Here is a 5,978-nt window from a genome sequence, read left to right as displayed (position 1 = left end):
CCACGCGTCGCCGGCCGAGTACACGGCGTCGGCCGTCAGCTACCCGCCCCCCGCCGACCCGACGGCCCCGGTCCACGACCCGTCCGCATCCGGCGTGACCGCAGCGCTCCCCGGAACCCCCCCGGTCGGCGCCTACCCACCTCCGGCAGACTCCACGGCCCTGGGCCACGACCCGTCCGCAGACCAGACCGCGCCTGGCGTGAGTGGGGCACTCCCCGGAACTCCCCCGGGCGGCGCCTACTCACCCCCGACCGGGCCCGGCCTCTACCCGTCGGCCGCATTCCCCGTGCCGAGCGCAGACGCGACGCCACCCGCCACTCCGCTCGTCGGTGCCTATCCCCCGCCGAGCGATCTCGCCGCTCCCGCAGCGCAGCAACCCGCGCCAGGCGTGACGCCGCCCGAGGCTCCCCCGACCGGCGTCCACGATCCGGCTACGCCCGCCGCCTACCCGCCGGGCAACGGCTCGGTGCCCAGCGCCGACCCGGCCGCTTACGGCGTCCATCCCTCGCCTGGAGTTCAGGCCGCACCCGGCACCTACCCGTCCGGCGAATATCCCGCTCCGGCCCCGAACGCGACGCCTCCTGGGTTTCCCGCCCCCCACCCACCACGAACCGATCCCCCGGCTCCCAGCGCCGCCCCGGGTACCGATGCGACGCGACCCGGCGCTTCCCCCGTCAGCGGCCACCCGTCGGCTGAGCTGCCCGCGCTCGGGGTCTTCCCGCAGCCCGCGGACGGCGTCGTCGGCGGCCATGGGCCATGGCCCGGAGCGCCCACAGACGGTGGACGACCGACGGATTCGCGGCTGCGCGGCACCGAGCACACGATGCCGAGCGCTGACGTGCCGACAGCCGGGATTCCAGCGGCTGACGGCTACCCGCAGCCGGCCGATCTCGCACCCGGCGGCTACGCCTCGGACGAGAAATTCGGACGCCACTCGACGTCACCCGGGCAGACCGCAGGCACCCCCCACGGCCGGCCTGCCGAGCCCGGCGCACAACCCCCGAGCGAGCACACGACACCAGGCACTGACGCGCCACTGACCGGACCAAGCGCGACGACCGCCCCCCCACCACCTGGACCCAGCACCTCCGGCGGCCACCCGCTACCAGGGACGTCCAGCGTGCCAGGCTCCTACCCGCCACCACACGAGATCGGCACGCGTTCCGACGGCGTGCCCACCGCCCAGGCAGCGCCGGGCCCGAACGAGGCCCGTACAGCGAGCGTCCAGGACCCGACCGGCAGTGGCTTCACGGCAGCCACCGGGCAGAACGGCGCAGGACCATACGGGACCCCCCCGTCCAACGGCGCGCTCCCCCTCCCTGACACCGTCCGGCCCGCACCCGGTTCCCCGAACCAGGACGGTTCACAACCCGGCCTGCCAGCACACGCTGACCAGCCGACAGCCCCAACAGGGGGCGACGATCCGCAAAGCGGCCCGCCACCTGCGCCCCCCTACCTCACGCCCACCGCTGAAGCACAGCCAACCGACCCGGCACGGCAGCACGGGACCACGGGCCTCCCCTACGCAGCCATACCGCAGGAGACCACCAACCGAGCAGCCGCTGAGACCCAGCCACCGAGTGCCGAAGAGCCGCGTACGGCCTCGACCCCCGAAGGCGAAGCCGCGAGCCCGCTCCACGCCCGCAACGAGCAAGAAGGCATTGCCCGGACAACCAGGCCAGGTAGCCAGGAGCCATACGCGGGCCCAGCACCGAACGCCGAAGCTACGGGACTGCCCCAGACCCCCGGTCGAGAAAGCGCCGACCGGGCGACCGCAGCAGAGCCCGAGGGTCCGTACCCAGGCGCGACCGGGGCTGCAGGACCGCCCCAGGCCAGTGCCGAACGAGAGAGTGCCCACCGTGCGACCGGTGCAGAGCGCGAGGAGCTGTTCGCAGGCTCGACCGGGGCTGCAGGACTGCCCCAGGTCGGTGCCGAGCGAGAAAGTGCTCACCAGGCGACCGGAGCAGAACACGAAGAGCCGTACGCAGGCTCGACCGGGACTGCAGGACCACCCCAGGTCGGTGCCGAGCGAGAAAGTGCTCACCAGGCGACCGGAGCAGAACACGAAGAGCCATACGCAGGCTCGACCGAAGCTGCAGGACTGCCCCAGGTCGGTGCCGAGCATGAGAGTGCTCACCGTGTGACCGGTGCAGGGCGCGAGGAGCCTTATGCGGGCGCGGTTGACGCTGCGGAGCTGCCCCAGGTCGGTGCCGGGTGGGAAAGTGTTCGCCGGGGAGCAGCCGGTGGCGAGGAGCCTTATGCGGGCTTGGTTGACGCTGCGGAGCCGCCTCAGGTGGGGGCCGGGCGGGAGAACGTTGACCGGGGGGCCGGGGCGGGTGGTCAGGAGTCGTATGCGGGCTCGGGCGAAGGTGTGGGGCTGCCTTATGCGGGTGGTGGGCAGGAAGGCGTTGAACGGGCCGCTGGTGGGGGTCGGGAGGCCGGGGGCGAGGAGTCGTGGGCTGGTTCTGGTGAGCGGGGGCTGAACGCGGACGGGCGGGATGACGCCTTGGCCGGGCAGCGAGCGGAATCCGGTGGGGCCCGGGGCGATTCCGGGGTGGAGGAGCTGCTGGAGGGGCGTGGGGCCGAGGGTGTCGGTGGGCTCGCGGGTGGTGAGCAGGGGCCGGAAGGCGCCGGGCTCGGTGCGGGGCCGGGGGATGTGGAGGTGGCTCGGGCTCGGGGATTGGACGAGACCGACGCCGAGCAGACGCTGGTGGACTTCGCGCCCGTCGAGCGGGGGAGGTTCGTGCCCGCCAATCCGGTCGAGACGGACCTGATCCGGGCGGCCGACGAAGAGGCGCTCGTCAGTGCGCTGGCGGGGGCCGAGCTGCTGCTGCCGGTGCCCGCCGGGACGGATCCGGGGGCGCGGCCGAGCAGGGCCGGGTTCCCGTGGCAGCCGGGCGAGATCGACGGGAACCCGGCCGTGCCCGCGTTCACGTCACCCGAACGGCTCCGCGACGTCATCGGCGCCGTCGACTATGTGCGGATTCCGTTCGCGCTCGTCGTCCGGCACTGGCCCGACGCGGCATGGACGCTCGCGATCAACCCGGGCACGCCCGTCGCGGCGACCCTGCCGGGCGAGCAGCTCCCGCTGGTCGCGACCTGGACCGACCAGGTCAACGGCCGTCGGCCCGAAGCGTTCGCACCGCAGAACGAGCTGGAGCAGCGGCTCCACGAAGCAGTCCAGCGGCGCGACACCGACGGGTTCCTCGCCGTCCTCGGCGCCGCCCAGGTGATGATCCCCGCCGATCCGGACACGCCGTGGGGTGCGCGTCCCGCCGACGCGGACTTCCCGTGGCGTCCGGTGCCGGTCCGCGGTGAGATCGCGGTGCTGGCGTTCACGTCGCCGCGGTGGATGCACGAGTCGGTCGGCCAGTCCCGGTTCGTCATGCCGGACTTCCGGGAGCTGGCGGCGAGCTGGCCGGAAGCGGCCTGGCGGCTGGTCCTCGACCCGGGCACCCCCATCGAGACCACGATCCAGGGCGCCCAGCTGCGGGCGGCGACGGACGGACGTCCGCAAGGCGACTTCGAGCCCGGCAACCGGGTCGACCAGGACCTCGACGACGCCGTCCGGGCGGGCGACACCGACGACTTCCTGCGGATCGCGTTGACGGCCGCCGTCCTCGTCCCGGTGCCCGACACCGTCGACGAGAGCGTCGCACCGGGCGAGCCCGGCTTCGACTGGACGGCCGCGCTGGCCGCCCAGTCCGACGTGCGCGTCTACACGTCGCTGGTCCGGCTGCACGAATCGGTGGGCGACATCCGTTATGTGACGCTCGGCCTCACCGATCTGATCTCCCGCTGGCCTCGTCCCGAATGGTCGTTGCACCTCAATCCGGGCAGCCGGATCGGCGCGTCGCTGACGGGCCCGCAGGTCGCCGAGTTGAACGCGTGGGCCGCCCAGGCCGTCCTGCCGCAGGGCCAGCAGCAGGCGCACCCGTACGGGGCGCCTGTGGCCGTCGCGGAGCCGGAACCCGTCGTGGAGCCGGAGCGGCCGCGCCAGGCGATGCTGCAGAAGGTACTGCCGCACGGGCACGTCGGCTGGTATCTGGAGCAGAGCTACGACCGGGTCGGCGGGTTCGTGCATCCGCTGAACGACGTCGAGGCGCTGCGCACGCCCGCGCAGCTCTACCAGGCGCTCGGCCTGCTCTACCCGGACTCCCCGTTCGGTCTCGACGACGAGTCGGTGCACGTGCTGCGCTGGCCCGCCTACTGCGAGGACCTGTACCGGGTGCCGTTCGGCGGCCGCAGCGAGGACGAGCTGCAGGGCTGGGGCGACGCCGGCTGGGTCGTCGAGCACGGGCCGTTCGACGGCACCGGGTTCGCGCCCGGCTCGGCCGGCACGATCCGCGAGTTCAAGACCGACAGCGCGCGGCTGCCGTCGGGCGCGGAACTGTACTCGATCGGCCGGGACGGCTCGGCGACGTTCGTCGCGGTCTACGACGCCGACACCCTGGCGTGGTCCCGCACCCGTGGAGAGGGGTCCCCCCAGTGATCCGTGACGGCTATGTGGCTATGTGGCGGGGCGCCGAGTACGAGGCCAGCCCGCACTCCGACGGCGACGTCCGGCTGTACACCACCCAGCCGGCCGAGGGGTTCGCCGAGGTGAGGCCGGGCCGGCACCGCAGGATCGTCGCGCCGGACGAGCTGGAGAAGCTCCGCTACGTCCGGACGGCGTGCCGGTGGCGCGGCGAGCGTTTCGTGGTGGTCGGCGAGCACGAGACGTGGCTGCGCGTGGAGTACACGGGCGGTCGCGGCCCGGTCGCCGAGCGGCTCGGCCTGGACCGGATCGACCATGGCGTCTGGCAGACGTGGGCGCCGCGCGCCGAGGTCGAGGATCTCCACGAGGAGTTCATCTAACGCATTCCAGGGAGCAACCCGGGCAACCGATTGAAACGATGACCTGTTCGTGTTGGCATAGGTTCTATCGTTATTGGGCAAAGAAGCCCGCGATGTTTCATCGGAAAATGCGGAGGTATCGGGGCGTGTACGTGAGAGTCGGCTCGGCGCTGGCGGCGGCCACACTGCTGACGGGGATCGCCACACCCGCGTACGGCGACGATCCGTCGCCTACCCCCACCACTTCGGAGACGGCCTCGTCGACACCGGCGGAGGCACCGACCGAGACTCCTCCTCCGCCTCCGTCGGAGACCCCGACGCCTCCGCCTCCGCCTCCGCCGTCCGAGACTCCGACGCCCGAGCCGAGCACCGCCACCCCGACGCCCACGGAGACGGCTCCGCCGCCGCCCGCGCCCAGCCCGTCGAAGCCCAGCCCGTCGAAGCCTCCGGCGTCCGAGCTGTTCGTGGTGCTGTCGGTGCCGAACCCGACGGCGCGGCCCGGTGAGGTGATCAAGGGCGACGTCCATGTGTACGCGTCGGGCGCGAAGGCCCAGAACACGAAGCTGGCGCTCTCGGCCGACACGGGTGTGGGGCTGACGCCGACCTGCACGAAGGCCGGTGCCTCCTGCAACCTGGGCGAGGTGACGGCCAAGGGCGATTTCGTCCCGGTGAAGCTGAAGATCCCGGCGTCGGCGTCGGGGACGATCCGGATCACCACGACGGTCTCTTCGAAGACGGCCGCGCCGCGCACGGTCGTCCATCTGCTGTCGGTGGCGTCCGCGACGCCGTCGCCCGCCTCGACCGTCCCGCCGTCCACGGCGCCGACGCTCCCGAACGCGGTGATGCCGCAGAACAACGCGACCTCCCCGATCCTGCCGAACAGCACGGTCCCGACGTCGGCGACGGGCACCGTCCTGCCGCCGATCGACCCGAACACCCAGCAGCCGGTGACCGCCTCCGGCCAGCCCACGGCCACCTACCAGAACGTCGCCGCGATCCGCCCCGCGGACCCAGCCGACGCCCCCCTGTCCAACCTGGCCCGCCTCCAGGCCGCCTGGCTGGCCGCCCTCTTCGCCCTCTTCGGCTTCCTCTTCCTCCAAGCCCGCAAACCCACCACCCCCCCCCCCACCCACCGCCGCCCC

Annotated in this window: 4 protein-coding genes; 3 read left to right on the top strand and 1 reads right to left on the bottom strand. The window is 73.0% G+C overall.

The window, feature by feature from the left end; genetic code table 11:
• Window positions 1–2,554: 2,554 nt before the first annotated feature.
• On the top strand, window positions 2,555–4,492 hold the full coding sequence (locus ACYVE7_RS27575; RefSeq protein ID WP_460368612.1) for an SseB family protein: 1,938 nt from the start codon (window positions 2,555–2,557) through the stop codon (window positions 4,490–4,492).
• Window positions 4,489–4,857, top strand: a complete 369-nt coding sequence (locus tag ACYVE7_RS27570) for a hypothetical protein (protein WP_460368610.1) — start codon at window positions 4,489–4,491, stop codon at window positions 4,855–4,857. Before ACYVE7_RS27575 ends, ACYVE7_RS27570 begins: the two co-directional genes overlap by 4 nt.
• A 97-nt stretch (window positions 4,858–4,954) precedes the next feature.
• Here the strand turns inward: ACYVE7_RS27570 and ACYVE7_RS27565 are convergent, their stop codons facing one another.
• The gene (locus ACYVE7_RS27565) at window positions 4,955–5,350 is read right to left on the bottom strand and encodes a hypothetical protein (protein ID WP_460368609.1); all 396 of its coding nucleotides are present in this window, start codon (window positions 5,348–5,350) and stop codon (window positions 4,955–4,957) included.
• Between ACYVE7_RS27565 and ACYVE7_RS27560 the strand changes: the two genes are divergently transcribed.
• Window positions 5,313–5,978: hypothetical protein (locus ACYVE7_RS27560; RefSeq protein WP_460368608.1), on the top strand; the 666-nt coding region annotated here is incomplete at its 3' end. The two genes, ACYVE7_RS27565 and ACYVE7_RS27560, sit on opposite strands and share 38 nt — an antisense overlap.

This window comes from Actinocorallia lasiicapitis, assembly GCF_054778695.1.
The sequence above is the reverse complement of the archived record's forward strand: the minus strand, read 5'-3'. Positions and strand labels throughout refer to the sequence as shown.